The 25548-nt window shown below is 58.4% G+C and carries 17 protein-coding genes, 1 tRNA gene and 1 pseudogene; 8 read left to right on the forward strand and 11 right to left on the reverse strand.

Annotated elements, in window-relative coordinates:
• Position 1: 1 nt before the first annotated feature.
• Positions 2 to 484, reverse strand: coding sequence for a DUF3617 domain-containing protein (locus tag AC0V6K_RS04775; RefSeq protein WP_486172566.1), 483 nt, complete (start codon positions 482 to 484; stop codon positions 2 to 4).
• A 228-nt stretch (positions 485 to 712) separates the two neighbouring features.
• On the opposite strand from AC0V6K_RS04775, the gene AC0V6K_RS04780 reads away from it, so the two are divergent.
• The 3 genes from AC0V6K_RS04780 (at position 713) to AC0V6K_RS04790 (ending at position 7071) form a co-directional block, all read left to right on the forward strand.
• Positions 713 to 2620, forward strand: a complete 1908-nt coding sequence (locus AC0V6K_RS04780; protein WP_472625262.1) for a sensor histidine kinase — start codon at positions 713 to 715, stop codon at positions 2618 to 2620.
• An 84-nt stretch (positions 2621 to 2704) separates the two neighbouring features.
• Positions 2705 to 3382 (forward strand): response regulator, encoded by a 678-nt coding sequence (locus AC0V6K_RS04785; RefSeq protein ID WP_472625263.1) that lies wholly within the window; start codon positions 2705 to 2707, stop codon positions 3380 to 3382.
• A 140-nt stretch (positions 3383 to 3522) separates the two neighbouring features.
• Positions 3523 to 7071, forward strand: coding sequence for a PKD domain-containing protein (locus tag AC0V6K_RS04790; RefSeq protein ID WP_486172567.1), 3549 nt, complete (start codon positions 3523 to 3525; stop codon positions 7069 to 7071).
• A gap of 78 nt (positions 7072 to 7149) precedes the next feature.
• Here AC0V6K_RS04790 and AC0V6K_RS04795 read toward each other — a convergent pair whose 3' ends face one another.
• Positions 7150 to 9717: a YadA-like family protein gene (locus tag AC0V6K_RS04795; RefSeq protein WP_472625265.1), complete on the reverse strand. Its 2568-nt coding sequence runs from the start codon at positions 9715 to 9717 to the stop codon at positions 7150 to 7152.
• Between the two features lie 232 nt (positions 9718 to 9949).
• The gene (locus AC0V6K_RS04800) at positions 9950 to 11524 is read right to left on the reverse strand and encodes a bifunctional AfsR/SARP family transcriptional regulator/alpha/beta hydrolase (protein WP_472625266.1); all 1575 of its coding nucleotides are present in this window, start codon (positions 11522 to 11524) and stop codon (positions 9950 to 9952) included.
• A 195-nt stretch (positions 11525 to 11719) separates the two neighbouring features.
• Between AC0V6K_RS04800 and AC0V6K_RS04805 the strand changes: the two genes are divergently transcribed.
• The 3 genes from AC0V6K_RS04805 to AC0V6K_RS04815 are packed head-to-tail and all read left to right on the forward strand — an operon-like array spanning position 11720 to position 14030.
• Positions 11720 to 12685, forward strand: a complete 966-nt coding sequence (locus AC0V6K_RS04805) for an acyl-CoA dehydrogenase family protein (protein WP_472625267.1) — start codon at positions 11720 to 11722, stop codon at positions 12683 to 12685.
• On the forward strand, positions 12595 to 12933 hold the full coding sequence (locus tag AC0V6K_RS04810) for an acyl-CoA dehydrogenase family protein (protein WP_472625268.1): 339 nt from the start codon (positions 12595 to 12597) through the stop codon (positions 12931 to 12933). The genes AC0V6K_RS04805 and AC0V6K_RS04810 overlap by 91 nt, the downstream gene beginning before the upstream one ends.
• Entirely contained in the window at positions 12933 to 14030 is a 1098-nt protein-coding gene (locus tag AC0V6K_RS04815; protein ID WP_472625269.1) for an acyl-CoA dehydrogenase family protein, read from the forward strand. Before AC0V6K_RS04810 ends, AC0V6K_RS04815 begins: the two co-directional genes overlap by 1 nt.
• Positions 14031 to 14074: 44 nt before the next feature.
• Here the strand turns inward: AC0V6K_RS04815 and AC0V6K_RS04820 are convergent, their stop codons facing one another.
• The 6 genes and pseudogenes from AC0V6K_RS04820 to AC0V6K_RS04845 all read right to left on the reverse strand — a co-directional run bounded on the left by AC0V6K_RS04820 (position 14075) and on the right by AC0V6K_RS04845 (position 18616).
• Positions 14075 to 14551, reverse strand: a complete 477-nt coding sequence (locus AC0V6K_RS04820; protein WP_472625270.1) for a hypothetical protein — start codon at positions 14549 to 14551, stop codon at positions 14075 to 14077.
• The gene (locus tag AC0V6K_RS04825; protein WP_472626024.1) at positions 14538 to 15737 is read right to left on the reverse strand and encodes a hypothetical protein; all 1200 of its coding nucleotides are present in this window, start codon (positions 15735 to 15737) and stop codon (positions 14538 to 14540) included. The genes AC0V6K_RS04820 and AC0V6K_RS04825 overlap by 14 nt, the downstream gene beginning before the upstream one ends.
• Positions 15738 to 15833: 96 nt before the next feature.
• Positions 15834 to 16004, reverse strand: a pseudogene (locus AC0V6K_RS04830) (hypothetical protein); the annotation flags it as partial.
• Positions 15985 to 16683: a hypothetical protein gene (locus AC0V6K_RS04835; protein ID WP_472625271.1), complete on the reverse strand. Its 699-nt coding sequence runs from the start codon at positions 16681 to 16683 to the stop codon at positions 15985 to 15987. The pseudogene AC0V6K_RS04830 and the gene AC0V6K_RS04835, both read right to left, overlap by 20 nt.
• Before the next feature lie 108 nt (positions 16684 to 16791).
• Positions 16792 to 18348 carry a winged helix-turn-helix domain-containing protein gene (locus AC0V6K_RS04840; RefSeq protein WP_472625272.1) on the reverse strand — a complete coding sequence of 519 codons (1557 nt, stop codon included), beginning with the start codon at positions 18346 to 18348 and terminating at the stop codon, positions 16792 to 16794.
• Positions 18349 to 18523: 175 nt separating this feature from the next.
• A tRNA-Ser gene (locus tag AC0V6K_RS04845) sits at positions 18524 to 18616 on the reverse strand.
• Positions 18617 to 18889: 273 nt separating this feature from the next.
• On the opposite strand from AC0V6K_RS04845, the gene AC0V6K_RS04850 reads away from it, so the two are divergent.
• Positions 18890 to 19840 carry a DUF1134 domain-containing protein gene (locus tag AC0V6K_RS04850; RefSeq protein WP_472625273.1) on the forward strand — a complete coding sequence of 317 codons (951 nt, stop codon included), beginning with the start codon at positions 18890 to 18892 and terminating at the stop codon, positions 19838 to 19840.
• 68 nt (positions 19841 to 19908) lie between these two features.
• The gene (locus tag AC0V6K_RS04855; protein ID WP_472625274.1) at positions 19909 to 21084 is read left to right on the forward strand and encodes an amino acid aminotransferase; all 1176 of its coding nucleotides are present in this window, start codon (positions 19909 to 19911) and stop codon (positions 21082 to 21084) included.
• Between the two features lie 19 nt (positions 21085 to 21103).
• On the opposite strand, the gene AC0V6K_RS04860 is transcribed toward AC0V6K_RS04855, so the two are convergent.
• Positions 21104 to 23428 carry an EAL domain-containing protein gene (locus tag AC0V6K_RS04860; protein WP_472625275.1) on the reverse strand — a complete coding sequence of 775 codons (2325 nt, stop codon included), beginning with the start codon at positions 23426 to 23428 and terminating at the stop codon, positions 21104 to 21106.
• Between the two features lie 145 nt (positions 23429 to 23573).
• Positions 23574 to 25427, reverse strand: a complete 1854-nt coding sequence (locus AC0V6K_RS04865; RefSeq protein WP_472625276.1) for a FecR domain-containing protein — start codon at positions 25425 to 25427, stop codon at positions 23574 to 23576.
• Positions 25428 to 25548 lie beyond the last annotated feature (121 nt).

A 25548-nucleotide genomic window follows, 5' to 3' on the forward strand; every position in this document is an offset into this window, starting at 1 on the left:
TTTAGCAGTCCCCGATCCATTCACCCTTCATTTCAACGGTTACGCTGGCTTTGCCTCCGGGAAGTGCCTCTTCCAGCATTTCCGTTTCGACCGCCATAGCAAAGGCTTCGGACGAGATCGTGCCGTCAATATCGACGTCGGTCGTCTTCCCGCCACCGACGTCGCAGGTCATATTACCTTTGATAACGCCATCGGTCAGATCGAAGTCCTTGATTGTGCATTCGCCGCTCTGCCGCATGGCGTCAGCAATAATGTCCGGATTGAACTTGTTCTCGCCCGCTGGAATGCACTGCTCTTGCGAGATCATTTTGCCCGCCGCGTCCTGAAACAGCTTGGCTTGCTCTTCGGTCGCACCGGGAACTTCAAACTTCGACATGCCGCCGGTCATCTTCCAATTGCCCGGCTTCAACTCGTCATCAGCAACACCTTGACCACAAGCGCCAAGCCCAACCAGCGCGGCAACTGGCAACAAAACTCGCTTCATCTCTTCCTCCTTGGACACCCATGTGAGCCACGCACTCACACGAGGCTTTTGAGAGGAGCGAGAGGCTTCAGTCATGCCCATGGATATGGGCTGCACGGACATCAATCTGCAGCCATGACGCCTCCGGCATGCGCCAGCGCCGCACCAGAAATATGGTGTTACGCTTTGACTTGCCCACCATAGGTGTGGTTCGCCGATCAAGGCGGATGGACTTCGGAAGGAATGGGGATGGACGGCCCTACTCTCATGGACGGTTTTAAGCGGGTGCCGCACCTCGCACGGTTGGCCATTGCCGTGGTTCTGATCCAGTTGCTGTTCTGGCTGGTGATTAAGCCGTTAGTGATCGGATCCCCCAATCCGGGCTTTGATCGGATCGAGGGCTATGACTACGCCGAGGCGCGTCTGGAAGCTCCAACTTTGGAAGCTGTTGGCAAAGCCACATTCGACCCCATCGCTGAAATGCCCGGCTGGCATTGTTGCGGGAGCGGTTATCGCGCCTTCAGATATCAATTCGACCTAGATGCTGTTCCCGAGACAGGCTTGGGAATCGCCCCGCATGTGCGGGCGGACAACTTCATGATCTACGTGAACAACAGCTTCGTCGCGGGAACCGGGCGGATGGAGCTTCCGGATCACACCTATGACAGCCTGATCCGTAAGACATATCACGTGCCCAGCGACACTCTGAAGGCTGGCCAGAACGAAGTTACCTTCATTTTGGTGCGCGAGGGCATTCCGTACTTTGATTACTTCACGCCGCTCCTTGGTGAATACGGGTTCATTGAGGACAAGATGGCGCCGACCAACTGGTTGTCGGATGGCTATTCTTACCTTGTGCTCGCTGCAGTGGGCATGGTTGCGCTGTTTGCGCTTATCTTCTTCCTTATTTCGGGTCGGGATCGAGATGCATTCTGGGTTTTTGTTCTCGCCAGTGCGCTCGCTGCTTCGACACACTATTATCTCTGGCTTGACCCTCCGTTCGATGGTCACACCCGGATCGCCTATTACTTTGCCACAACCATGCTGGTGCAATTCGCTTGGTTCGGATGGGCCAACGCTTGGTCGCGAGACGAGTATGGCTGGATACTTCCCGCGGCAGTCGCTGTATTTGTCGGAGCCACACTCGCAGCAATCATTTGCCTTTACGCTTTACCCTATGGCCTGGGATATGATCGCGCGGGCGAGATAGTGATCTACAGCGGCATTGGATTTGCGATTGCCACTGCGGCTCGCTTGCTTTGGAATTTCCGAACTCTTGAAGAAGACAGATACGTCGAAGCGGCGATCGCGCTTTTGCTCGTTTCTCTGTTCGCATTGCAAGCGATCACCGAACTCACCCAAGCGCTGAACATGGGTTATGTAACCCGAACTCAGCCATTCCTGATTGTGGGCATTGCAATAGCCTTCTTCGCGCGGCGCGTGCGGCTGTTCCGTTCCTCGTCCCAGATCAACGATCTGCTTCAGACCGAATTAGACGAGCGCACGGCCGAGTTGGCTGTTGCCCATGACCGCGAAAAAAGGCTGGTTCGCCAGCAAGCGCTCGACGAAGAGCGCCAGCGCATCATGCGCGATATGCACGACGGGTTAGGGAGCCATCTGATGTCGATGATGATGATGGCCAAGCGCGGCGCGGGCAAGCACACCGACTATGCGGACGGCCTGCAATCGGTGATTGATGAGATGCGGCTGATGATCGATTCCATGGATTCAGTCGGTGAGTCCCTGCGATCGGCGCTGACTGTCTTCAAGAAACGGATCGTGCCCCGCGCTCGTGAAGCCGGATTTGAAGTGCAATGGACCGACGATCCTGAAATCACTTACCCCGACTATAGTCCGCGCGAGGTCTTACAGGTGTTCCGGATCTTGCAGGAGGCATTCACGAACGCGCTGAAACATTCGGGCGGCGATACAATCACGGTCGACATCCAATCATCGGCGGAGGAGCGAAACGCATTCTCGATAGCGATTGCGGATAATGGCAAAGGTATGGATGCCGCTGCCGGCGAGAACACACGTGTCGGAGGCCGTGGGCTCAAGAATATGCACGCGCGCGCCACCGGCATTGGCGCAACGCTTTCTACTGAGTCGACGAAGGAAGGCATAACGGTCACTCTTTTGGTGGCGAAACGCGTATGACCAAGCCGAAACCAAAATTGACCACATTCGTGGCTGGCGCAGGCAGGTGCACTTGCGAGAGAGGGCAATCATTCTTGCTACAGGATGAACGACATGGCCGATAATGCCGGGCGCACGCACCGTGTGGCGATCATCGAGGATGATCCGAACCTGCTCGATCACTTTATCGGGATCGTCAGCGAACAAGTCGATCTGGACCTCGCCGGGGTCGCATCTTCGGTGGCCGATGCGCGAAAGCTGATGCGGTTAAATCCCGATCTGTTTCTGGTCGATATTGGTCTGCCCGATGGCAGTGGCTTGGACCTAGTGCCAGAGATCAAAGACGCCGCCGATGCCAAAGTGCTCATCGTGACATCGTTTGGCGACCGCCAGACAGTGGTCAGCGCGATCCGCGCCGGAGCGGACGGATATCTCCTTAAAGACTCTAGCCCCGAGGAAATCACCGAAGGGATTGAAGTTACCCTCGCCGGTGGTGCGCCGGTCAGCGCGACGGCAGCGGTCTACTTGCTCGAACGGCTGCGCAACAGCGACGAGCTGGTCGAGCCAGCCGAGACCGATGAGGATGTGCAGTTGAAGGAGCGCGAGATCGAACTGCTCAATCTCTTCGCCCGTGGCCTGACTTACAAGGAAGCCGCGAGCGCAATGGGCATCGCACCGCTGACGATCAACAATTACGTCAAGTCGATCTACAGCAAACTCGCCGTCCATTCGCGCAGTGAAGCGGTGTTTGAAGCGCTCAAGACAGGTCAGTTGAAGATCTGATTAACGCATAGCCGAATTGTACCACACTCATGGTACATCGTGCGATCATCTCACCAACAATGTGGTTTTCGCATGATACCACTCCCCGAGCATACCGATTCCCAGAACTTCGATTTTGAACAGGGGAATATGTTATGTTGGTGTCAGACAAAGCAGGACTTTTGCGTTGCACGGCGATTGGTGTGGCGATTGCGGCCTCTGGCTTCGCTGGAGCCAGCGCGCATGCGGCCACGGCGACAACTCCGACCGTGACACTGGATGCAAACAACAGCCAGACTGCAACCTGTGATCTGAGGGTTACGACGGATATAACCGGTACCGTACCGGATTTTGGTCTTGCCATCGATTACACCCAGATTCAGATCCTCGACGGCAATGCAAATTTCTTGGGGGGAACAAATCCGGCAACCACGGAAGCCATTGTTGGCGGCCCAAACACTTTCACGCGTTTGGTCCAGATCGGCAATGTAACCCCCACCACTAACAGTTTCATGGCTTCTGTAATCGACACGACCGTGAGCAGCTCTCAGCCCCAAACCGGGAGTATAATCGCCACAACTCAGATTCCGAATTCACTGCTCGTCAGCGGCGGCCCAAGTTGCAGTCGATTGATCCCCAATACGCCGCCTGTTGCGGATGCGGGTGTCGATCAAAATGTGGTCGAGGGGGAGAACGTCACGCTTTCGGGAAGCTTCTCAGATGCCGAAAATGATCCTGTGACCGTTCAATGGGCGCAAATCGCGGGCGCTGCTGCATCTCTTTCAAATCCGACATCCTTGACGCCAAGCTTTATAGCGCCGGCAAAAACAAATGCTCTCCAGACGCTTACATTCCAGCTGACAGCGAATGATGGCATTGCAGATGGCACTGACACGGTCGACGTTTTCGTTGCTGCCAATCAGATTCCTCAACCGGACGCGGGACCAGACCAGAATGTTACAATTGGTCAGACCGTAACGTTAGACGCGACGGGTTCAACTGACCCGGATGGCGATCCACTTACGTTTTCCTGGTCTCAGTTGACTTCGGGTGCACCAGTGACGTTGATCAACGCGAACACTGCTCAGCCTTCGTTTGTAGCTCCGAACCTCACAAGCCCCCAGATCATTGACTTTCAAGTCTCCGTTTCAGATGGACTGATTAGCAATCTTAGCACCGTGCGCGTGACGATCAGTCCCAACGCTCCACCGACCGTGGACGCCGGACCTGACCAAAATGTGTCGGGCGGCGATGCTGTCACTCTGAATGCCACAGGCACCGATCCAGAGAACGATCCAATCACTTATCAGTGGCTGCAAACGGGCGGACCTTCTGTCACTCTGACCGGAGGCAATACGGCGAGCCCTAACTTCACCGCGCCACCGCGTACGGCAAACGATCAGGTGCTCACATTCGAAGTGGTCGGGAATGACGGCAACAGCGCTGGCCCATCGGATTTTGTCAGTATCACTGTGGCGGGCAACCAGGCACCTACGGCCGTTGCCGGCCAGCCTGGCACTGCTCAAAACGTCGCTGGCGGTTCAGTCGTAACGCTGGATGGCACCGCTTCATCTGATCCGGAAGGCGATAGTCTTGTCTATTCTTGGACCCAAATATCAGGTCCAACAGTAACTCTGACAGGAGCCAACACACCCACGGCGACATTCACAGCACCCCCACGGACAAACCAAGCTCAGCCCATTGAATTTAGGCTGCAAGTGACCGACCCGTTCGATGCATTCGGCGCCGATGCTACCACTGTTGTGGTTCTCGCCAACGGCCTTCCGATTGCGGATGCCGGCGCAGACCAGTCTCAAGTGGGCGGCAGCACAATTACACTTGATGGCAGCGGATCCACTGATCCTGACGGGGATGCAATCAACTACACGTGGGTGCAAAGTGGGGGACCGCTTGTAGTGTTAAACGGCGCAAACACAGCCAATCCGACTTTCACCGCACCAGCCGCAACATCTGTCGATCAGGTTCTGACATTCGACCTCACCGTTGACGATAGCGTTACATCAGGCGGCACTGGATCGGGGGCGCGAACCGGAAACCTGGTCGGTCCAATCAATTCTCCCCAACAGGACAGCGTCGAGATCACCATTCTCGCCAATGCACCGCCCGTCGCCGATGCCGGCGTGGATCAAGGGCCAATCGATGCGGGCCAGACTGTCACGCTGGATGGCACCGGATCGAGCGATCCTGAAGGCGATGCCCTGAGTTATACATGGACGCAGGTGTCGGGCACGCCCGTCACGATCACCGGTGGCAACAGTGCAACCCCAACCTTTGTTGCCCCGGTGGTCAATGGGAATGAAGACCTCGTCTTCGCGCTGGTCGTGGATGATGGCCAACTCCAATCAACCGCCGACACCGTGACTATCAGCGTGCGCGCAGTCGGGTCTGTGACCATTATACAGAGGCTCATCGGCGGCGACACATCTGTGACCTTCACCTCGGATATCGCTGCGCTTAATTCGAGCCTCACAACCACCAGCGGCTCGGCTCAAGTGAGCGCCACGGAGGTGATTGCGGGTTCATACACAGTATCGGTCAACGACATCCGCACCGCCGGTTTCGCGCTGACAGATATCACCTGCAACGATGGCGATTCAGTCGCGAATGTCGCCAGCCGCTCGGTCGATCTGGAGCTTTCGGCGGGCGAGGATCTGGTTTGCACCTTCACAAGCACCAACTCGCGCGGTGCGGCGCAGGCAGCGATTGCGGACTTCCTGACAGGACGAAACGCGCTGATCCTTTCGCATCAGCCAGATCTGCAACGCCGGTTGGACCGTCTGGACGGGATTGGCGCACAAGGAGGCGGCGCAACGGCGTTCGGCCTACCGGTTCCCGGTTCGGGAAAGCTGCCCTTTGCCATGAATTGGTCAAAGAACAGCGCCAGCGCATCAACCAGCTTGGCCATGATGCAATCAGCCATCAGCGGCGCTGATCGCCCGGTCAAACCCTTCGATATCTGGGGCGAAGTCTTCATCTCCGATGCGCAGCTTGGCTCTCAGCAAGCGACCTTCCGCATTGCTCATGTCGGTGCGGATTATGTGCTGAGCGAGAACCTGCTTGTCGGAGCACTGGCGGAGTTCGATCTGTTCGCTGATCGTGGCACTCTCGAGGCCGGTGAGGCCGAAGGGAATGGCTTCCTTGTCGGACCCTATGTCATGGCCCGTCTCGCACCTCAGCTCTTCGCCGAAGTGCGCGCCGCGTGGGGAAGCTCGGACAATGTGGTCAATCCGCTTGGCACCTACACCGATGCGTTTGAAACGAGCCGCGCGCTGTACAGCGGGTCGCTGGTTGGACAGTTCGATATCGGCAAGCGCACTCAGGTTCGCCCTGAATTCACGGTCCGCTACCTCGATGAAACGCAGCAGGAATACACCGATAGCCTCGGCGTGATCATTCCCGAGCAAGACGTGGGGCAAGGCGACATCAGCTTCCGCCCGCGGTTCCAGCAGGTGATCGCCCTCGATAGCGGTTGGACGCTGCGGCCCTTCATTGAGACCGAGGGGATCTATACGTTCGGCACCAACGCCAATTCGATCCTAGACAACGGGCTGCGTGCCCGGGTCGAAGGTGGTCTGGATATCCTCTCATCAGGCGGAATGCGGGCCAGCATTGGCGCATTCCATGATGGTATCGGCGCGGACAATTTCGAGAGCACGGGCGTGCATGCGTCCATCTCTTTCGGTTTCTAACGGGCAAGAGACAGAGCCCTTATCGAAGGAGCGGGCGCGAGGTTTGCAAACCTCGCGCCCGCTCTTTTCTTTTGGGCTTTAGAAACCGAAGGCAACGCCGACGCGGCCACCTGTGCTTTCCGGTGCAGTAGAGCCTGCAATGCCTGCCGAGATGTAGACCTTCTCTGCCACGCGGGCCGAGATGGAGCCGGCAAAGCCTTGCTCGCCCTGATAGGTCGAAGCGTTGAGGCTGAACGAGACCGTGCTGTCGGGCACCACCATCTGACCACCAAGAGCCATGCTGGCCGCGATGCCGCCGGTCAGACGGTCATCAAGGTCTTGCAGTTGGAACTCCAGCCCCGTCACACGGCTATCGAGTGCGAAGACGCTATTCTCCAGCGCGTTAAACTGCGCGTCCGTAATCGCTGACATGGCATCCATCGAGACACGGATATTCGCGACTGAAGCGGCTGTTGCGACAGCCTGACGGCCCAGCACGCCATTGGCATCAACCGTCACCGCATCAACCGGTCCGGACTGTGCAACTGTGCTGGCGTCGATATCGCCAATCCGCACCGCGCTGCCAGCACCGCCCAACGTCACCTGATTGGCTGCTGTCGTGGTCGCACCCGCACCCACTGCCGTGGAGTTGGTCTGCGCCGCTAAGGCTCCAAACCCGACCGAGGTCGACTGAGCGCCGCTAGCATTGGCTCCATTGCCCACTGCGGTCGAGAAGTTACCGGTCGCCTGCGCCTGACTGCCGACGGCAGTTCCGCGCGTACCGCCAACTAGAGCGTTTGCCCCAACAGCGGTACCCGACCGGCCTTCGACCCGGGCCGTCGCACCAAATGCCGAACCATTCTGTTCGAGGACGCGGGCGTTGGCGCCCGCTGCCAGGCCGTTGCTCGACTGGACATTGGCGTTGCGGCCCAAGGCCATGCTGTTGACGCCGGTGGCAACCGAATTCACGCCAAAAGCCGTGGCGTTTTCTACTGTGGCCATTGCTTCATCGCCAATGGCGACAGCGCGCAAGCCTTCCGCTCGGGTGTCGGCACCAAAAGCGATCGAGTTTGCAGCCGTCGCTCGTGCCACATCCCCGATTGCGATCGCCTCGACTGCCTCAGCTCTTGCGTTGCTTCCGATGGCTGTTGCACCATCACCCAATCCATCCGCGGAAAAGCCGATAGCAATTGCTGTGGTCTCAGAAGCCACCGTTTGCGTACCCAGTGCGATCGAAAGGGCGCCCGTGGCACGCGCGCCTTGCTCAAGATCATCGCGAAGACCGGGATTGGTTGAGCCAATGGCAATAGAGCCTTGGCGGGTGGCTTGCGCATCATTGCCGATAGCGATGGTGGATGTTCCCGATGACACCGAATCCGCGCCCACGGCGATTGTGTCTTCACCGGTGGCTCGCGCGTTCTTTCCGAGAGCGGCTGCGTTTGTGGCGCTTGCTTGCGCATCGTCTCCGACTGCGACCGACGTCGTGCCCGTGGCTTCCGCACTGCGTCCGAAAGCTGCTGCACCCGATGCGGTTGCTCTTGCTAGCTCGCCGACAGCAACAGAGCGCGGTCCAGTCGCATTGGTAAAGACGCCGATTGCAACCGAACCATTCTGCCGAATGTTCGCCCGATCACCAATCGCCACACCAGAAGACGAATTTCCTCCCTTTGCGTTTGGCCCAATAATCACAGTGCGGCCATCTCCACCGCTTGCGTTCAAACCAATCGCAATTGCCGAGTCCTTCGTGGCAGATGCATTCGAACCAATAGCAATAGCATCGGTCCCACTTGCCTGCGTATCAACACCAACGGCAATTGCCTGAGCCCCATTCGCAACAGCACCGAATTGACCCGATGAGTCGTCATCCGCGCCATCAACGCCGATGGCGATGGTCCGTAGGGCCGTTGCGAGAGCTCGCTCACCCACGGCGGTTGCACCATCGGCGGTCGCTTGGCTTAGAGCGCTGAGCGCACTTGCACCCTCTCCATTGGCAACTGCATCGCGACCCAGCGCGACGGAGTCTCCGCCGGTAGCACTGGAGTCAAAGCCGACAGCGGTAGAATTGATGCCTGATGCAGTCGCTTCCGCGCCGAATGTGGTTGCGTTGATGCCGGTGGCGCTAGAACGGGCTCCTACAGCGGTTGTGCTGGACTTGTTTGCGAGCGAGTCGGCGCCAATTGCCACGGCCAATTCACCAGCGGCTTGTGCGCCTTCACTACCAGAATCAGAGTTGTCACCGCCAATTGCGACGGAGCTGGCTCCCGTTGCCTCAGCGAAGGAGCCAACAGCTGTTGCGTCTGGACCGGTGGCGAGAGAGTCTCTCCCAAAGGCAGCCGCATCGAGGCCTGTGGCATTCGCACGCGATCCTACAGCCGTCGAACCTAAACCCTCGCTCGCATTGGCTTGAAATCCAACTGCGGTGTTAGCATCTCCGCTGCCGCTGGCATTGGCCTGCGCGCCGTAGGCCGTATTCGCCGAATTGGTGCCCGATGCGTCTGCTCCCTCACCGCAAGCCGTATTTTCGCTGTCGCTGCCGCCGTCATCAGGCGGGGTGAGAGGCTCAACGCCATCAGGATCGTTGGCGCATTCGGTGGCGACAGCCGGAGCAGGCTGCATGGCAAGAAATACGCATGTCGCAGCGCCGCCGAGAAGGATCAGTTTTTTCACATTTGTTCCCCGTACAAGATTGGTGTCTCGTGCAGGGTTGGAGCCGCCGACATGGGGGGTCGGGAACAGTAGGCGCGACCCGCCGCTTCGAGGAGAGGTCAGGCCGCGCCGTACCGGCAAGACACCAACCCTGCGGCGATGGTCGCTACGTACGCATCGTTGGAGCCAGCGTTTGAATTACCGTTGGAATCGCCGCCAAAAAGCGTTGGAATTGGCCGAAAGCGCTGAGATTTCAGCTTTTGAGGAAGTCTGTGACCACGCGAACAAACTCTGCCGCTGCAGGTTCGCGGCCCAGAAGAAGGTGGTTGCGGCTCTCGATACCGACCAGTCGCGCGCCCCTGATCCGGCTCGCCATCGACCGGGCTGACGCAAACGGGATGCGCTGGTCCTCGCGGCTGTGCACCACCAGAGTGGGGCACTGAATTTCTCTAAGGCGCCCGCGCACGTCAATCTGCGAGAACGCCTCAAGGAAGCGCACCGCGTTCTGCGGCGATGTTGTCTGGCGCTGGAATTCGTCAAACCACTCCAATTCCCCGGGCGACGCATCAGGCATGAAGGTCTGGCTGAACATATGGCGGTAGACGGGATTGTCGCGGCCCCAGCCCGTTTCGGTCAGCACCATCACTGCTTCGCGTTCACGGGCCTCTTCGTCGCTTGCCGTGTGCCGCCAGCCGCAATCATACCCGCCGAACAGGACAAGATGACTGACACGCTCCGGATGGCGCGCAGCGTACTCGATGCACACCGCCGCCCCCTGACTGATCCCCATCAGAGGAAACCGCTCCAGCCCGCACGCATCCACGACCACTTCAAGATCGGCGACAAAGCTCTCCTGGTCCAGCGTATCGACTTTGCGATCCGAAAGCCCGCAGCCGCGCTCATCATAACGGATGAAGTGATGGGTCTGCGCGAACTCACGAAACAGCGGGCTCCAGATCGGGGCCTCCCAGTCGAGCTCAAGATGGCTGAGCCAATTGGCAGCTTTTACAAGAGGCGGGTTGGTCGGATCACCGACACTGGCTAGCGCAATGGAGTATCCATCGGCCGATTGCGCGAACTGGATTTGCTGTTCAGGCGCGGGAGCGGAGAGATCAATGTCCAGACTAACCGTCGTATCGGAAGCGCCTGCAAAATCCGGCGGAGTTAACCCTGCATCACGAAAACGCGCCTCAATCGACGCAGCGAGCGCATTTGCTCCTTCCGGGTCACCGCCCTCACGTTTTGCTTCAACGCATGCCAGCGCAGCCGTGGGGTCATAGGGGACAAGCGAGAGCCAACGCGCCGCCCACTGCCCGCGTGCAGACGCGCCTATACCCGCGCTTTGCGCCATCTTGCGGGCCAGATGGATTCGTGAAGCGAGCAATGTCTCGCGCTGGTATTCAAGCCATGATGAATACCCTTGCTGATTGGGCATCTCGCAATCTTCAAGCAGCGTCGCTTCGGATACGCGCCAAAGCGCTTCGGCCTCGGCAGGTGCAATGTCGTCCGCCTCCACAGCGCTCGAGAAGGCCTGCCAATCCGTTTCGTGCGAGGAGAGAACTAGCTCGACCGCATCCCTGTCCGTCTTGAGCCGCTCCTCGCCTTCGGCATTCACCAGAGGGCGCAATTTCGTCAGCGACCAGCGCAATGCAGCCCTTGGGTCATCCGGAATATCCCAGAGCAATTCGCACAGCGCCTGCCTCGTGTGCCGCTTCCCCGTAATGGCTAGATAACCGAGCAAGGCCCGTGTTTTGCGCGATGCCGGCAGTTCAATGACCTTGCCATCGCGCTTCACGCCAAGCGGGCCCAATGTCGAGATTTGCAGCATCGCGGTCCCATCAAACCCTTGGCAGAGCACATCATGGTAGCCGCGAGCCTCGAATAGGCAAGCAAAAGGCAAACTTCCCAAAGAGTTGGCGGATGGCCCGTGTGAATGCGGCGCTTTGCGGCCTCACCCACTTGCCCGGCAGGCGATTGGAACTCTACACCCATTAATCGAAAGCGACATGGAGAGAGCCGCGCGATGAATGTTGATTTTGCCCCTGAACTGGAAGCGTTTCGTGCCGAAGTGGCCGAGTTCTTCGCTACGGCACCAACCCCTGCAATCCGCGAGGCGGGGCGCAAAACCACCAGCGTCTTTGCTCCGTTCAAGGAGTGCATGGAGTGGCACAACATCCTCTTCAAGAAGGGCTGGGCTGCGCCGCATTGGCCGAAGGAATACGGAGGCACCGGGTGGAGCGTGGAGCAGCGTTTCATTTTTGCCGAGGAATACCGCAAGGCTGACCTTCCACCGCTGTTGCCGCAAAGCCTCGGAATGGTTGGCCCGCTGCTGATCGATCTCGGCACCGAAGAGCAGAAAGCAAAGTATCTCCCGCCGATCCTCGATGGATCTGACTTTTGGGCGCAAGGGTACTCCGAACCCAATTCCGGTTCCGATCTCGCCTCTCTCAGTTGCCGCGCGGAACCGGATGGCGATGACTACATCATCAATGGGTCGAAGATTTGGACCACCTACGCGCATCACGCCAATCGCATGTTCATGCTCGTGCGCACCAGCAATGAGGGTAAGAAGCAGCAGGGCATCACCTTCCTTTTGCTCGACCGGATCGATTACCCCGGCATGGAAATCAGGCCGATCGTCGGACTCGATGGCTTCCCCGAACAATGCGAGGTTTTCTTCGACAATGTTCGCGTGCCGCAATCGGGCCGCGTGGGCGAAGAGAATGACGGGTGGAGCGTGGCCAAGCACTTGCTCAAACACGAGCGTGGCGGAGGCAACGCGGCCAGTCCCACGCTGATGCGGTACTGCGAGCGAGCACGTGAGGCAGCGGGTGAAACACCCTCCCCTTCGGCGGGGTGCTCGCCGATGATCCGGTTTTCCAGCAAGAGATCGGGGCGTTGGAGGCGGACATCGCCTCTCTCGGCCATTTCGAGAAACTCGCGATCAGCGGTCACGAAATTGCACGCGATCCGGCGTTTCCTTCCATGAACAAGACGATGAATTCCGAGCTGGTGCAGCGCGCTTCCACGTTGATGATGCAGGTGTCAGGCGTGGACGGTCTTGCGCGACAATTGGAGGCTTTGCGCGTGGGATCCAATGTCGAACCGCTCGGCAGCGAATTCGACCTCATCTCGATGCCGCTCTATCTCAACAGCCGCGCGACCACGATCTATGCTGGTTCGAATGAGGTTCAACGTGACCTGATCGCGCGCGGCCTCGCTGCGGGAGCGCGCTAATGGACTTCTCATTCTCGCAAGAACAGGAAATGCTCCGCGACAGTGTCGGGCGCTATCTGGAAAAGAACTACGATTTCGACACGCGGCAGGCTCTGGTGTCCTCGGATGCGCCTTGGTCTCCCGATGTGTGGCAGCAATTCGCCGAGCTCGGTCTGCTTGCCCTGCCCTTCAGCGAGGAAAACGGCGGACTTGGCGGCTCCCTTTCAGACTGTGTCGCTTTCGCCGAAAGCTTCGGCAAACATCTTGTTGTCGAACCTTATGTGGCCTCAATCATGCTCGCCGGCGCCGCTATCGCGGGCAATGCCGAGGCTGCAGCGGATTGGGTTGAAAGGCTCGCCTCTGGTGAAGCCATCGCCGCATTTGCCTACGAGGAAGGCGCCGGAACGGCCGATCCCTCGCTCATCTGCATGACCGCCAAGACAAGCGGTCAAAGCACGACGCTCAATGGTGAAAAGCGCCTCGTGATTGCGGGGTCTCAAGCGGATGTATTCGTGCTGGCCGCAGTGACGGAGAATGAAACGATCGGCCTTTATCTGGTTGCGAAGGACGCTCCTGGCATAACTCTAAGCGAGTACACGACCATCGATGGGCGCAGCGCCGCCAATGTTCGTTTCGACAACGTCGTGGTTAGCGCAGATGCAGTTTTGTCGGATGACGCCGAGGCCACGATCCACAGCGTTCTGACCAACGCGATCATCGTGCAATCGGCAGAGGCTGTGGGCGCGATGAAAGCGCTCCTTTCGATCACCACCGAATACGCGATGACCCGCAAGCAGTTCGGCCAACCTATCGCGATGTTCCAATCCATCGCACACCGGTTGGCCGACATGAAGATCAACTACAGCAAGGCGCTGTCAACGCTCACCTACACCGCCGCGCTCGCTGATTCAGGAGCCGTCACCCAGCGGGATATCCATGTGCTGAAAGGCCAATTGGGCAAGCTCGGCCGCGCCATCGGAGAGGCTGCGATTCAGACACATGGCGGCGTGGGCATGACCGACGAGCTTAGCGTGAGCCATTATCACAAACGCCTGCTCGCCTATGATGCGCAGTTTGGTGATCACACATACCACCTGCGCAAGTTGGGAATGCGATAAGGAAGCAGAAAGGGCGACACCTTCGACGCCGCCCCTTCCTCTGATCAGAAGCCCAGAGCAAAGCCTGCTTGGGCCACCACATCGCCATCGCCGCTGTTTCCGGCGACACCTGCGGTGAAGGCGAGGTTGTCTGTCGCCCGGCCGGTGAATGTGATCGCGTAGCCTTGCTCGCCGCCATAGGTGGCAACATTGCCCGCGATCACGAAGCTTTTGTCCGGCATGGCAATGGCACTGCCCAACGCGGCTGCTGCTGCGATGCCTCCGGTCAGGCGCTCATCAACATTCTGCAGATCGAACTCGAGGTTCGACAGGCGGCTGTCCAAGGCCATGACGTTGTTCGACAGCGAGTTGAACTGCGCCTCAGACACCTGCGCCAGCGCATTCATTGAGACGCGGACATTGGCCACCGAGGCAGCAGTTGCAACGGAGGTAGTGCCAAGCACGCCGTTGCCATCGACGGTCACCGCTTCAACAGGGCCAACTTGCGCTGCGGTAGAAGCCGCAACATCACCGATCCGCACTGAGCTGCCTGAACCGCCGATGGTGACCTGGTTTGCAGCCGTTGTGGTTGCACCTGCACCAATGGCTGTCGAGATCCGTTTGTGCGGCAACCGCTCCAAACCCGACCGAGGTTGACTGCGATCCCGTGGCCTGTGCACCATTCCCCACCGAAGTGGCAAAGGCACCCGCTTCAGCCTGTGAGCCCACAGAGGTCCCGCGCGTGCCAGTCGTTAGAGCATTGGCGCCCACCGCTGTACCCGAGTTACCGGTCACACGTGCGCTGGAGCCGAAGGCCGATCCGTTCTGGTTGAGCACCCTTGCGTTCACGCCTGCGGCAAAGCCGTTATTGGCCTGCACATTCGCGTTACGCCCGATGGCCATGCCGTTTGTGGCAGTGGACGATGCGTTCACACCAAAGGCCACCGCGTCTTGCTCTTCAGCACTTGAGCCATCACCAATCGCGACCGAGCGGATGCCAGTGGCATTGGTGTCTGTGCCGAGGGCAACGGCGCTTTCGGCCGTGGCTTGAGCCCCATTGAAGTCGGCATCAGCACCATCTCCGCCCAAGGCAATGGAACCCAATGCGGAAGAAAGAGACTGCGAACCCACTGCAATCGATTCCGAAGCTTCTGCGCGGGCTAAACCGCCAAGAGCGATAGCGTCAGAGCCGACAGCCCGTGCGGTAGCTCCAAGCGCAACAGCCCGGAGCTGGGTTGCCTCGGCTCCCGCTCCGAGCGCTACAGCGTCCTGTGACGTTGCGTCCGATCCTATACCGATAGCAATAGTCTGAGAGCCGGAGGCGAGACTAGATCGGCCGATTGCAACGCTTCCTGTCTCACTTGCGGTTGCGAAATGTCCCGCAGCGAATGAGAGAGACCCTGATGCCTCAGTTTCAGTCCCTATGGCCGTCGCCCACAATCCACTCGCAAGGCTTGCTTCGCCGATGGCAACGGTCCGGTCTGCCGTGGCTTGAGAATCTGCGCCGATAGCCACCGCACTAACGCCGGTCGCTTGTGCTCCCAGCGTATCGCTGTCTGCGAAATCACCGCCAATCGCGATGGCACCTCTTAGCGTCGCATCTGAACGGGCACCCAATGCAATGCTGTCTACGCCACTGGCTGTTGCAGTATCACCGATTGCAGTGGCCGACGCCGCCTCCGCAGCGGCACCTGCACCAAATGCGCTCGCCCTTGTGCCATCCGTCAAAGCTCCTGCCCCTACTGCCGCAGCTCTTTCTCCGCCGGCCAACGTGCCCGTACCGATGCCCACGGAAAAAGAGCCAAATGTCTCACTTCCAGCCCCAATCGCAACGCTGGCGGCGGAATTGCTTTGTGAGTTGTCTCCTATTGCAATGGAGTCGCCTCCAATTGCTTTGGCTCGTCTGCCAAGCGCGACAGAGTCGGTCCCACCGGCCGCCGAATTTGCGCCGATTGCGACGCTGCCTTCCGCGGAGCTATTTGCAGCAGTGCCCAATGCGGTTGAGATGAGGCCAGCAGCACGAGTTGCTTCGCCTAGCGCGACAGAACCCCGCCCATCCGCTGAGACTCAGGTTGCCAATAGCGACTGCGCCAGTGATCGATGCGTCGGACTCATCCCCGATGGCGATAGAGCCTGACCCACCGGAATTGGCGGATGAGCCCACCGCGATAGCACCATCGGCTATTGCTCGCGCTGCACCGGTCGAACCGCCCGTCAGTCGATCTCCGCCTATGGCAATGGCCCGGTCGCCCGAGGCATTTGCACCGCTGCCCACCGCCACAGCTCCTGTACCTCCTGCGCTGGCTTGTTCACCGAATGCCGCTGCCTCTGATCCTGCCGCAACTGAGTCTTCGCCAACGGATGTCGATGCTTCGCCCGATGCGTTCGAATTTTGCCCGACGGCTGTCGCGCCGTTTGCACCGGTTGCCTTGGCTGCCGAGCCGACGGCTGTCGCTGAGCCCGATGTAGCTTCTGCCCCTACACCGCAAGCAAGCGCAGAATCTGTGCCGTTCGAATCCGCTCCGCCATCATTGTCGGTGGGACCGGTATCAACGTTTCCGTCATCATCACGATCAAGCAGACAATCGTCTGCCTCTACCGGTGCGGGCGTTAGCGCCAGAATGCAGCCTAGCGAGAGGACAAGCGCGGTTGCGGTCTTGAAAGTGCGTTTCATGGGAACAGTCTCCAGAACAAGTAAACTGGAGACCGGATCGCACTGCTTCGCGCGCGAAGCTTGACGCAATCATGCTTTTTTCATGCAAAATGGCATGTGAGCGGAAGGTCAGTCGGGTAGATTGACCGCCATAAGCGACGCGCGTGGCCGTTCGCCGATAGGATGTTTGGCAAGCATACGCGAAATGAGGAAGCGTTCGGTCGAGAAGTCCGGGACCCTCTCGACCAAAGCCGCGGCGGCTTCGCGTGCGCTCGACATATTGCCCATCTGGTGGTGCGCGATGATCCGTGTTGTCCACCCGTTCACGCTCGCCGGATCGTCCTCGATCAGCCAGTCGCCATGCACGTGTGCGGTCTCATAATCACCCATCGCTGAATAAATGAAGGCGGCGGTGGTGGCGATTGTCGTCCGCGAAACCGGGCTCAGGCGCAGGCATTGCGTGATCACCTTTGCCGCCTCGGGCAGGCGGTTGAGATATCCCAAGACCATTGCGGTTAGCGTAAGGCTAGCGATGATGTTGGGGCCGTATTCTATGGACTCATCGGCAAGCCGATTGGCGTTCTCAAGATCATTCATCGCCAGCGCGGAGAAGGACAGGAGTGATGCGGCGAGTGGCTCTCTAGGATTGATGGCTCTTGCTGCACTCGCATGTTTAAGCACAGCCATCAGATAAGGCGTGGTGTCATCGGCCCAACCGTTGATTATGAAATGGAAATTTGCGTTGGCCAATACGACATGAGCCGACGCGAAGTCCGGATCTATTTCGACGGCTTGCTCTAGCAAGGCGATCGCTTCGGCCATGCTCGCGGGTTGCATGGTTGCATTTAGGCCTGTCGCCCGAACCACCTTTTGCCACGCTTCAAAATTGGTCGTCCCGCCAATCCAGATGTTCGCCTGTTCGGAGGTAGTGACAAGCTTGCCCATCATGGCGGAGGCAATCTGGCGAGTAATCTCGTCCTGAAGAGCGAATATCTCAGTCTGGTTCCGATCATAACGCTCGGCCCAAACGTGATCGCCTGTCTTCGCATCGATCAGCTGGGCCGTGATACGCAGTCGGTCGCCGCTCCGCCGCACGCTGCCTTCAAGCACATAGGCGACACCCAACTCGTGCCCAACCGCGCGCACATCCACTGCGCGTCCCTTGTATTGGAAGGTGGAGTTCCGGGCGATAACAAACAGCTCGGGTATTTTAGAAAGCGCGGTGAGGAGATCCTCGCAAATCCCGTCCGCCAGAAATTCCTGATCCGGATCAGCCGACATGTTGTCGAAAGGCAGCACCGCAATCGACGGACGATCAGGAAGGGGCGGCGGTGTATCGCGCGACGTCGCTGGCTCATCATCGCCCATTCTTACCGTGCCAACAAAGCGAAAGCCTTGTCCGTGATAGGTTTTGATCAGGCGCTGCTGTCTTCCATCATCATCCAATGCCTTGCGCAAAAGTTTGATGCGCCCGTTGATTGAGCCATCCGAAATTGCACGCCCGCCCCAAATCGCTTCGGCAATTTCATCTTTGCTGACCATGCGATCGGAATGCGTGAGCAGCAGTTCAAGTAGGTCGAGTACTTGTCTTTCGACCGGTCGCGGCTCACCGGCGCAATGCAATTCACGCGTGTTCGTGTTGAACTGAAAGTCCTCGAACCGGTAGATTGCTCCCGCCCCATGCATGCAAATTTCGTAACCGCTCCAAACCACTTGAGCAATATTTGGTAGGGTGTGAGCCTGCGTTTCGGACAGACATTTCCCCCGGGTAGCAGTCCCGAAGAATGGCAAGCTGAAAGTTCTGCCAAGAGGCGCTTCTCCGTGCCGAGACTGGCAGCGGAGTGAATGTCAAAGAAGAAAGTGGCGGAGACGGAGGGATTCGAACCCTCGATACAGCTATAAACTGTATGGTCCCTTAGCAGGGGACTGGTTTCAGCCACTCACCCACGTCTCCGCATGGCGACCGTTTCCGACCGTTTGGCTGTGAGCCGCGCGCTATAGTCTGGCGATTTCGCAGCGGCAAGATGCGATCCGAAGAAAATTGCCTCTGAGACCCACATTCCAGCGTTCCAGTTCGCCATCTGTTCAGCCAAGGGCGCCTAACCGTCATTTCATCGTGTTTTGGATTCGGTTCATCGCCAAGCGATTGTCGAAGCGGAACGCGAGGACTCTGCTTACGCGTGCAGGGGTGTGAACTTTGGGCACGGATGGCTGCGAGGTAAGGATTATGCTTGGACTGAGCCAGATTACACAAGGCCGCACATGGAAGCGCGCCGGAATTGCACTTGCGGCAACTGTTGGGCTGGCGGCGACACCTTTGTCCGCACAGGTGGAGTCCTTTGACCCCGATGAAGCCTATACCAGCGCACAGTCAGCTGGAGCCAATAGCAGCGAAATTGATGCAGATCTGACGACGCCCAGCCTCCCATCAGCGCCGGCGACAACCGCGCAGCCAGGTGTGCCAACACCGGTGGATCAATGGGAAGCGCCAACGGACTTGCCCGCCCCTCCTGCATCGCAAGATGGCGGACCCGCATTTGACGACGAATTCTCTACCTACTCGACAGAAGCCGCAGAGAATGCTGCGCCGTCGAATGACTGGATGCTCGATCAGGCCAACAACACGGCGGCGAATCCAGCTGCAACGGCAAGTGAACAAGCAGCCGCCGAGGTGCCTGCTGCTCCCGCTGGCTACAACACCTATGGCCAGGATGACCTGATGGGCGCCGCCGAGGGTGTATTCGGCAAAGGCGCAAAAGGCCTTGCGAAAGCCATTGAAGACCTTCTCCGCAAGCAGGGCGAGCCGAACGGTTATATCGTGGGCCGTGAGGCAGGCGGCGCCTTTGTTGTTGGCGCACGCTATGGCTCAGGCACCTTGCATCACAAGATTGAGGGAACGCGCAAAGTCTATTGGACAGGCCCATCGATTGGCCTCGACGCGGGCGCCAATGCGGGCAATTCCTTTGTGCTGGTCTACAACCTCTACGACACCGAAGACCTGTTCAAACGCTTCCCCGCAGGCGAAGGTCAGGCGTATCTCGTGGGCGGATTGCATGTCAGCTATATGCGCCGCGGAGACATTGTGCTCATCCCGATCCGGGTTGGTGCGGGCCTGCGTCTGGGCGTCAATGCGGGCTACATGAAGTTCTCCAAGAAACAGCGCTGGCTGCCGTTCTAAGCTGATATCCTGATCCGCATACGAAAACGCAGTTGCGTGCCGGGCTAAGGCGCGGCATTCCCCGCGCCATGTTGAACCGACTCGAAGCTCAGGCTCCCGATGCGCTGCTCGCGCTGATCAAGCTCCACGCCGCTGATGACCGGCATGACAAGATTGACCTTGGCGTCGGCGTGTATCGCACCGGTCAAGGCGACACACCGGTGTTCGGTGCGATCAAGGCCGCTGAGCAGCAGCTGGTCAATGAGCAGGATTCCAAGAGCTATCTGGGGCCGGAAGGCGATATGGGCTTTGTAAATGCTCTGATGCCGTACATCTTTGGTGCGGATGCGACGATGGGTGGGCGTATTTCTGGCATGCAGACGCCGGGCGGCACCGGCGCTGTCCGATTGGCTGCTGCGCTTGCCGCCCAAGCGGGCATGACGCGTCTTCACATGGGCACGCCAAGCTGGCCGAACCACGCGCAGATCTTCAACGATATCGATCTGGAAATGGTCCCGTTTGACCATGCCAACGCCGATGGCACAGCCAATATCGACGCCGTGCTTGAAGCTATCCGTAGCGCAGGCCCGGATGATGGCGTTCTGTTGCATGGTTGCTGTCACAACCCGACCGGCATTGATTACACCGCTGACGAGTGGGAAGCGATTGGCGATGCGATTGCCGAGACCGGTATCTTCCCGATCATCGACACCGCCTATCAGGGGCTTGGCCATGGTCTGGACGAAGACGCAGCCGGCCTGCGCAGCGTGCTTGCCAAAGTCCCCGAAGCTTTCGTCGCGTATAGCTGCGACAAGAATTTCGGCATGTATCGCGACCGCGTGGGCGCGTTCTACATTCTCGCTGACAATCAGAACACGCTGGAAACAGCATTTTCAAACGCCAACGCTTTGGCCCGCGCGAGCTGGTCTATGCCGCCCGATCACGGCGCCGCGGCTGTGCGCCTGATCCTGCGCGATCCGAAGCTGACGCAAGTCTGGAAAGACGAGCTCGACCAAATGCGCGAGCGGATGCGGATGGTGCGTAAGACGCTCGCCGATGCAGGTAAGGCAGGTAGCGTGGATCTTACCCCTCTCGGCGGCCAGAACGGTCTCTTCTCGGTCCTTCCTGTGAGCAAAGAGCAGGTTGCGCAGCTGCGCGAAGATCACGGTATCTACATGGCTGGTTCGGGTCGCATCAACATCGCCGGATTGACCGCAAACAACATCGAGAAGTTTGTCGAAGCGATTGCCGAAGTCACCGGCTGACGATGAACCGGGCCATGGGCTACGCGGCCTGCTCAAGCTCGCGCTTTTGCCCAATCACATTGTAGAAGCTGTCCCAATCCATCGGGCGCCCCACTTCCCAACCCTGACCATAATCGCATCCTAGATCGGTGAGCACGGCCAGAGTTGGGGCGTCTTCGATCCCTTCCGCCACTATTTCAAAGCCAAGCGCGTGAGCAAGATCAATGGTCGACTGGACCATGATGCGGTCCTTCGTCTCAGCCAGCAGATTGCGGACAAAACTCTGGTCCAGTTTGATCTCCTGGGCCGGGAAATCCTGAAGATAGTTTAGCGATGCTTGCCCCGTGCCATAGTCATCGATGGAGATCCGCGCCCCTACTGTAGACAGCCGCTCCAGAGCGCATCGCGCGGTTTCGGAATCAGACATCGGAGCGCTCTCTGTGATTTCGAGAGTGATGCCACCCAATGCCTTGACACCGTTGCTCTTCAATAGCGCGCAGGCGGTGTCAACAAAGCGGTTGTCGGAGAGCAACTGCGCTGAGAGATTGACCGCAAGGCTGAGGGCCTTTCCATCACGGCAGGCCTCGTCGCGGCGTCTGATCGCTTCCTTGAGCACGAACAAGGTTAGATCATCGATCCGCCCTTTCTCTTCCAGAATAGGAATGAAGTCGGATGGCGGGATCTGTCCCAGTTCTTCACTGTGCCAACGAATTAGGCATTCTCCGGCGCAGTATGCGCCATCGGCAAGCCGGATTTTGGGCTGGAAAACGACCGTTATCGATCCGTCCGTCAGCGCCTCGTCGAGCTCGCTCAACAGACGCTGGCGGAAATGCGTTTCTTCGTAGAGTGCATCAGCGTTCGAAGACCAGGTAATCCCGCGTTTGCGCGCCAATTCAGATGCGTCCTCTGCGTCGGCCAAGGAAGCCATGGACGTACCGAAATGCACTACGAGCCGAAAGCGCTCTTTGGCGATTTCGAAAGGCGCATTGAACAGCGCGCGCGCCGAAGCGAACGCACTTTCTTGGTCATCCGCGTGGGCCGTTGGCAGATACCAGCCATAGAGGCCGCTGCCCAAATGATAGACCTGGTTCACGCCTGCCATGAGCCGGAGGCGGCGGGCAATTGCCTGACTGAATTCGCCCCAGTGCTTTTCATCAAGGACAGCAGCATACTCGTTGATGTCAGCAATCCGGGCAACAGCAAGATGGCGTCCTGAACGGCGCGCTGAGGCTTTCTGCATGGCAGCCCGGTTCGGCAGCCCCGACGTCGCATTTGTCATCCGCGCTGCAGACAGGCTGTCCGAGGCCACCAGAGCCCTGCGTAACGCCGCATAAGCCATAAGGAACACAAGAGCCGCTGAGTTGGTAACATAGGGCCCAGCAAACTGGTCGAGGGCGAGCGGAACGACAATTATGACACTGGCGACTGCCCCGGCAAACACAGACGAGTATGTCCCGCCATTCCTGCCCCGCATACGCAGCAACAGAAAAAGACCAACAGCAAGAGCAGATCCGATCAAGGAGAGCCAAGGTGAGGTATGATTGCGATCACGACCTTGGATCAGTGTCTCAGCAGCCTGAATATGGACAAGGACGCCGGGCTGAATCCCGAACAAGCTCGTGGGGTATCGATCACCCAGCTCAATGGCTGTTGCGCCAATAACAACCTGCTTGCCTGCCACCATCTCACGCGGAACACGCCCTTCGATCAAGTCAATAAAAGAGACCCTTGGTATTGATCTGACATCGATGGCTTGGTCGATGTGGAAGGATGCATCGATCTCGCCGCCCGATTTGGCCAGCATATTGGCCAATGACGGGCGGGCAGTTTCATGGGTGGCCACGCCATAAGGATACTCGATGACCTTGCCATCGGCAGACGGATGCACATTCACCGACGCCATGAAGGTCTGTTCACGAAAGTCAGGGATCGGCACAGCTTCACTGATCTGACTTTCGCCACCTACTATATTGTATTGCCGGAAGGTTGCGAGAATTGCCGGTTGCTCAAGTGCAGCGAAGGCCTTGGCCAACTCGGCATCTTCCTCCGGAGTGGAGTGCGCCGAAAAATCGATATCAAACGCAATCTGGGTCGCTCCCAATCGCTCCAATTCTTTTACGGCTGAAGCATGATGGCTACGCGGCCATGGAAATGTGTCGAGAGCTTGCAGTGATCGGCCGTCGATCTCGACCACAACGATGTCGCCCGAAGTCGGAGCGAGACGGAAGCTATCCCGGGCATCACCGGATGCACCTTCGACCCGTTCACCGATGCCAGAAATCAAAAAGCAGATGGCGACGAGCAGCGCAGCAGCAAAAGCCGCCCACCCGATCTGTACATCGCGGCGTTCTTGCGACTTGCGCATCAGCCACATAAGCCATCTCCCCGAAAATGCGGACGCAATGCCGCAGGAGAATGCCTTATGACCGAAAAGGGTTACCGTCAGGTTTGCCTTTGCGCTGGAGCAGATTCTTTAAGGAGTGAGTAGAAGAGATGCGGACGGCGAGGATTTAGTCGTCGTCGCCGTCTTCTTCATCTTCGTCTTCGTCTTCGTCTTCGTCGTCTTCGTCTTCGTCTTCGTCTTCGTCGTCGGCACCGAAGTCGCGACCACGGTCATTGGCCTCATCATCCCTCCCGAAGACATCAATGTCGTCGCCGCCAGGACCAAATCCGAACTCTGCCGCATCGCCTGAACCGCCAGCGTCCAGGCCAACTTCCACCCCGCTGCCATCTAGCTCGTCATTGCCGCCAGCGACGTCATCGTCATCGTCCGAGCCCATGCCGAGATCTTCCCCGTTGGCCTCGTCGCCCTCGCCTCCATCGTCGTCATCGTCGTCATCATCGTTCGAGCCGTTGTCGCGACCTTCGACGCAGATAAAGAAGCCACAAGCCCGACCATCACCGTTGGTGTCACCTTTGAACGGGTCTTCATCGCTATCGCCACCATTGCGCTTATCAAAGCACAGCTTGCCGATACAAAAACCATCATTTGATGCGCTGTCTTCGCCAGCTTCTCCATTGGCATCACCATCGCCTGCCGATGGACTCACATCGATGGAAGCGTCACTGTCGCCTGCATCGATGTCGACATCAACGCCGCTGCCGTCCAGTTCATCATTGCCGGTAGCCGTGTCGTTATCACTGTCATTGCCCGAATCTGCATCGCTGTTGCCGCTGCGATCACCTGACTGGCTGCTGCCATCTGCTACGGCGTCGCCTTCATCGGCATCACCCGAACTGACCGCGTCCACGGCCAGCCCGTCTCCGTCAGAGCCATCATCGCTGTCTTCATCTGCATCATCGTCGCGATTCCCGTCCTCTACGTCACCCTTTTCATCGGCATCGTCATCCGAGGAATCGTCATCGCCCAATTCAACCTCTTCTTCGCGGGCTTCGTCTTCACGGGCGTCGCCTTCGCGCTCTTCGCCTTCGCCGCGACCTTCACTTCTCTCTTCATCTTCAAATAGAGCGTCCGAGTTCACAAAGCCGTCAGCCTTGCCGTCGTCACCGTCTGAGACTTCGATAGCGTCGCTGGCTCCGCCAGAAACGCCCTCATCAAGGTCGCCAATCAGGTTGTCCAAAGAGCGGATACTTTCCGATCCGTTGTCGACTTCCGCAAGTTCGCCAGATTTGCCACCGCTCTCCCGGCGATTGGCTCTACCTGACGTATTGCCGTTCGCGCCCTCATCCAATCCAGATGAGATCGTCTCAACAGACACTGCAGAGGGTGCGGCAGCACCACGAGGCAGTGAGGTCACAAACTGAGGGGCACCGCGAACGGCAGAATTCGAGAAATCACTGTTCTTCTCCGCCACGATCACCAACAGGTTCTCGGCATCGTCCGCATCAACCACTCCAATCAAGCCAGGCGTCAGAAGCGCTGCTTCCATGTCGTCGCCGGTGGCGACCTCAACCGCGCCCTCGGTGACCTGAACACTGGTATCGCTGGCGGATACGGACACATTGAATGTTGTCCCTTTGACCACAGCGGCAAGATATGGCGTCTTCACGCCAAAGTGCGGCGTGGACTTCTTCTCAATCTTGAAAAGCGCGTTACCAATATAATGGAAGAACTGCGTGACCGGGCCGGTCTTCTTCGGATTTGCGACCTGCAGTTTGGCCTTGGGTGAGATTACGACGAACTCTTTGCCCCGCACCAGAACGGCGCGGCCCTTACGACCTGTCGTGATGATATCACCCACGCGCAGCCGTGTGTTCTGGCGCGCCTTGAGCGTCTTCCCGCCCCGTTCAACCGTGACGACCCCGCTTACCTCTGACACCTTCCATTCAGGTGCAGCCGCAAGCGCGGCACTGCCTGCAAACAATGCCGCAATGGCCAGCCATAGTTTTGCAAGCTTGAACATAAGCAAATCCAGAAAAGTGAGCCTTTTTTTGACTCGCTCTTACTGACATGCCCCGCTCAATGAATGGTGAATGCGACTGCTTTACAGAAGGTTAAACCTCGGAATTGCGTAAGGATTTCTT

This window comes from Erythrobacter sp. S43 (assembly GCF_057364955.1).